Origin of the sequence: Microbulbifer halophilus, assembly GCF_026183675.1 — a bacterium.
GTDB classification, from domain to species: domain Bacteria; phylum Pseudomonadota; class Gammaproteobacteria; order Pseudomonadales; family Cellvibrionaceae; genus Microbulbifer; species Microbulbifer halophilus.
This window is the reverse complement of the sequence record NZ_JAPIVK010000091.1, coordinates 1-1,033: the sequence shown is the minus strand read 5'-3', so window position 1 is coordinate 1,033 and position 1,033 is coordinate 1. Positions and strand designations below refer to the sequence as shown.

The 1,033-nt window shown below is 40.5% G+C and carries 2 protein-coding genes; both read left to right on the top strand.

Going from position 1 to position 1,033, the window contains the following annotated elements; genetic code table 11:
• The coding region (locus OQE62_RS19340; RefSeq protein WP_265723684.1) for a hypothetical protein at positions 1–228 on the top strand (228 nt) is incomplete at its 5' end.
• An 11-nt stretch (positions 229–239) separates the two neighbouring features.
• Positions 240–995 (top strand): hypothetical protein, encoded by a 756-nt coding sequence (locus OQE62_RS19335; RefSeq protein ID WP_265723683.1) that lies wholly within the window; start codon positions 240–242, stop codon positions 993–995.
• Positions 996–1,033 lie beyond the last annotated feature (38 nt).

The following is a 1,033-nucleotide window of genomic DNA, read 5'->3' as shown; positions in this document are numbered from 1 at the left end:
TTCGATATGCCGCATGATGCCTATTTGAATGCCGGGTTAATAACGACAACCAAAAGGCAGGCAAGATACATTATGATTTCTGGGGAGGTTCTCAGTTATCAATTTACATCGAAAATTACATTTTTAACGAAAATGTTCTTCCGAAGGAGTTTCGTTCAAAGTTCCGAAAAACATTGGCTCTTTTGGCGGACGCAGATTATGACTATTCTGATTATTATCAAATATTGAATGAATTGCTGTTGAGTGAAGATTTTGGAGATACGTCAAAGAAGTCCGGACAAAATAAGATTATAAAAAGGTTTCGCACAGTCAATCTGTGCCAGAACATTATATTTTCCTGGGCCCGTAGTGAAGATAATCTGAGGCCAGCAATTTTTTGTTCTGAAAGGACGATTTTAAACGCATGGGAAGTCCTCAGAAAAAATGAACTTTATAGTAATAAGCAGGTTACACAAGCGTTCTGGGATATGTACCTTACCTTGTTTCAGGTCTATGATCGCTATCTTGATAAAGTACATCCATATTGCCGGGTAAAGAATGGTTTCTCCGGGGCTAGTCATAGCTATTTGCTGGAATGTCTGGGGATATTTGAAAACCTAGGTATTGTTAGCTTGGCAGGACTGATTTTTGTCTACCAGTCTCTTGTTGAAGGAAGTGACGATATTAAACAGGGAGCCCTTTCTGTAGGGCAGATGCTCAAGGAGTTTATTGATAACCATCCTTCAACCCATTCGCCTTGTTACGACGGTCATATAATCGATATGTCCGTGGCGATATATCTTCTGTGCTGTTTAGGAGAAAAGGAATTCGTTGATGGCTGGATACAGAACACCATCCAAAGCGTCGCGTTTTCCTATCATCAGATGGGGAAATATTTTCCAATTGACAATGACTCGTTTGAGGATCTCGTTGGGTTTACTGAGGGTGAAACCGTTGAATGGTCAAGCTTGTTTAAGATGTCAACTCTCATACCTATACTCGCGCAGTGGCGGTGATTTTCAACCCAGTTGTCCAAATAACTGCGTTTAAGCAG